The sequence below is a fragment of the Streptomyces sp. CAI-85 genome, from assembly GCF_013363615.1.
Classification (GTDB): Bacteria; Actinomycetota; Actinomycetes; order Streptomycetales; family Streptomycetaceae; genus Streptomyces; species Streptomyces antibioticus_B.
Window position 1 is genome coordinate 1 of sequence record NZ_JAANNX010000152.1, and the last position, 2846, is coordinate 2846.

At 70.5% G+C, this 2846-nt stretch carries 3 protein-coding genes; all 3 read right to left on the reverse strand.

Going from position 1 to position 2846, the window contains the following annotated elements; translation table 11 throughout:
* Positions 1-1231 (reverse strand): tyrosine-type recombinase/integrase (locus G6W55_RS37240; protein ID WP_175525018.1); only part of this gene is annotated, 1231 nt, incomplete at its 3' end.
* Positions 1228-1440, reverse strand: coding sequence for an AlpA family transcriptional regulator (locus G6W55_RS37245; protein ID WP_175525019.1), 213 nt, complete (start codon positions 1438-1440; stop codon positions 1228-1230). The genes G6W55_RS37240 and G6W55_RS37245, both read right to left, overlap by 4 nt.
* Complete coding sequence (locus G6W55_RS37250; protein ID WP_175525020.1) at positions 1430-2800, reverse strand: replication initiator; 1371 nt, start codon at positions 2798-2800, stop codon at positions 1430-1432. Before G6W55_RS37250 ends, G6W55_RS37245 begins: the two co-directional genes overlap by 11 nt.
* Positions 2801-2846: the final 46 nt, after the last annotated feature.

The following is a 2846-nucleotide window of genomic DNA, read 5'->3' on the forward strand; positions in this document are numbered from 1 at the left end:
GCCACTGGGAGACGCCCGCGTGCCGGAGGTCGTACGGCCGGAAGGCCAGGACCGACATCACCTGATGCGGCATGAGCGCCAGTTCCCGAGCCTGCTTCCACGCCCGAGAGTACGAGGACGCAGCGATCACGTTGCCCCGCTCGCTGGAGAACAGCCGGCCGTCCTCCGCCGTCCCGAACTCCTTGAGGTGGTCGCGAAGCAGCCTCACGAGCGGGGGCGGAATTGGCACGGTGCGTACCTCTCCTTCGGCTCGCTGCTTCAGACCACGTCGGTCGTGAGCCTCGCCGGAGTCGGTCCACGCCTTCCCAGCCGTGGGACGGGTCTCCACCAGCTCGATGCGACCCCAGCCCTGTGCCGGAAGCGTGCAGTCGGAGCGACGGAGGCCGAGCGCCTCGCCCGGCCGCATGGCCGCGTAGTACAGGCATCCGAAGAAGGCCCGCAGGCGCCGACCGCTGGCCCGCTCATAGCCGCCCACGTAGGTGAGCGCGGTGAGCAGCTCCCGGGCCTGCCGCGGGTTGACCACCACCCGGCGGTCGACTTCCTGCACCGCCCGCTTGCCTCTCTTACGCCGGACACGGCTCAGCGGGTTGGAGGTGAGGTGCTCCAGCTCCACCGCGTATTCGAGTGCGTTGAAGACGACAGCTCGCCGACGCCGGTAGGTCTGGGTGGCCGCGGGCTTGCCGTCCAGCCTCCGGCTCAGCCCGTCAATCAGCTCATGCACACGGGTGATCTCTTGCAGCTCCCCCACCGGAAGCGAAGCCCGCTCGATCCACCGCACGGCAGAGGTGATCTCCTCTGGCCGCTCCCGCTTCCTGCGCGGCACGGGCAGGAGGTACGAGCGCAACGCCCGCCGCAACACCTCCGGGGCGGGCCGCCCCCGCCCCGGCTTGACCAGGACGGGAACGACCGTCGCCAAGGCATCCGTGATGCTGTCCCGCTGCTTGGCCGACGCCTCCGCCCAGCGGGCATCGACGTACTTGAGCGCCAGGTCGAGGAAGGACAGCGCCGCCTTGCCGCCACGCAGGGAGTCAGGTAGTCCGGTCACCGTGTCGAACGGCTCACCCTTGTCGAGCGCCCGCACGAGCTTCGCGCGGAAGCGGTCAGCCAGCGCCTTGGTCTTGTGCGATTCGCTGAAGGGCTGTCCGTCGACCACCCAACGCACGAGGTAGGTCGGCTTCTTGGTGGTCTTGTTGACCGACAGCTTCCACACGGAAGCCTTGTAGGACTTCATGACGCCGCCCCCTCCGCCCGCTCCTCCAACCAGTCGTTGAGCACGTCACGCCGGACCCGAAGCTCACCGTTCGGCAACCGGATGCAGGCCGGCGCGAGGCGCAGTTCCCGCCAGCGGTAGAAGGTGCGTCGGGAAATGCCGCCCAGTTCGTCGAGCACCTGGCGCACGGTGAGCAGCTCGGCCGCATTCGTACGGGTGTCACGCGCCATGGGAAGCACCGCCCTCCCGCACCGAGGCCGCCAGGAGCGCGGCTTCCGGTGAGTAGCCGCGCCCCGCGTAGCGCCACCGGCCGACCGTGACCGTCGGATGGCCGGCCAGGCCGAAGGAGGCTCGTTGCTGCTCCGCCCGGTGGTCGGTGCGGGCCTGCCTGAGGGCGGTCAGCGTGGTCGAGTAGCGCCGGGACTTGGTGGAGAAGTGGCCGCCGTACCCGAGCATGTGCGCCCAGTGGCGCAGGCCGAGCGGAGCGAACTCCGGTAAGCCCCCGAGCCACCAACACGTGGCGATCATGCGGAGCACATGTGCCCGTACCGGCAGCATGACCATGTCCCGCGCTTGATGGATCCGGCCGTCCACCGCGCCAGCGGACTCCGCTCCTTTGGTGGCGTACTTGGCGATGTAGCCCGCCACGGTGGCCGGAGATGTAGGCCGCTCCCCCGCATCCTGCCGATACGAGATGACCGGACGTACGTCGACCTGGGCGCCGAAGCGCAGCGCCCGCGGACCGATGACGCCTGCGCCGGGGGCGTTCAGCCCCACCCGTCCGACCACCGCTCGGACGGAGTCGACCAGGAGCGGGACGGTCGCCCAGTAGGGCGGATGCGAGTCGGGGCCGTCCGGGCCGTCGAGACGGATCACGGCATGGAAGTGGACCAGGCCCCGCCGCTGGTACTCGGCAACTTTCGCGTACGACAGTCGGGCGACGTCCCCGAACTCGGTACGGGGCAGACCGGCCCGCCGTGCTACCTCCCGCCGAAGCTCCAGCCCGAACCGATGCCAGAGCCGACCGGCGAACGCGTGCCAGAGGACGGCCCCCGCGTAGTCGTAGCAGCGCGGGCAGAGCGGTTCGCCGAGACGAGGATCGTCCGCCAAGTGCCGGTCACGGCATCCGACCGGAGTCCCGTGCGGGCAGTGGTCGCCTGCCCGACGAGGCCGGCAGGGCGGCACCCGTCCGTCACGCTCGCGGCGCGTGTGCACCGGCCCGAACCCGGGAGCGGTGAGCGTGGCGAACACCCGCGGGTGACCGCTCACCGCCTCCGGGACGTTCTTGCCTCCGACGAGACCGGCCCGGACGAGTTGGTACGTGTCCGCCCTGTACAAGGCCGAGCAGGCCGGGCAGACCGTCGCGCGCCGGTTGCCGCACGCGGTGAGCAGGCGACCGCCGTAGACATCCGAGCTGTAGGAGAGCAGGGCGGCGCCGGTCGTCGTGTCGTACACGTTGGCCGCGCCAACCAGGTGGATCGGGTTGGTGCAGCCGCCGAGGCCAACGATGTTCCGGCGCCAGGCCGCGAACTCCGGCTCCGACGCTCTGTCGACGAGAGCGGCGACGCTCTGCGGAATGGTGGTGGTCATCGGCGACCACCCCCGTCGCCGAACGCCTGCCCCATCACGGCCGAGA